The sequence below is a fragment of the Vibrio sp. 970 genome, from assembly GCF_033339075.1.
In genome coordinates, this window is the sequence record NZ_JAWOTW010000857.1 from 1 (window position 1) to 510 (window position 510).

Consider the following 510-nt stretch of genomic DNA (forward strand, 5'->3'; position numbering starts at 1 on the left):
TAACGGAAAGCGTAGTCTTCGATTTCCCACTTAAGCTGACCGATACCTAGGCGGTTAGCCAGTGGAGCATAAATGTTGGCACACTCTTTTGCCGCAGCACGTCGAACTTCGTCCGGTGCTTTTTTGACTTCAATAAGGTTGCAAATTCGTTCTGCTAGCTTGATGACAACGCAACGAAAATCATCCACCATGGCAAGCAGCATGCGACGAACGTTGTCTACTTGAGACGACGCAGCGCTGCCTTCCATCGTGACGTTAAGCTGACCGATAGCGGCCATTTCTTCTACGCCATCAATGAGCTTAATGATTTCTTTGCTGTATTTTTCTTCAAGAAGTTCTCTGTTGAAAGCACCACTTGAAACCAAAGGAAACAGTTGAGCCGCCACTAATGTTGCTTTGTCCATCGACAAGGTGATCAGAATTTCGATCATCTCTCGTCCACGCCACAACAGGAGTTCGGCTTGTTCGTGACCTGCCAAAATCGTTTGGCAATCTCGATAAACTTCGATT

Annotated in this window: 1 protein-coding gene; it reads right to left on the minus strand. The window is 46.7% G+C overall.

The window, feature by feature from the left end; genetic code table 11:
• On the minus strand, nt 1-510 hold a 510-nt coding region (locus R7Q11_RS29575), incomplete at both ends, for an HD domain-containing protein (RefSeq protein WP_225467390.1).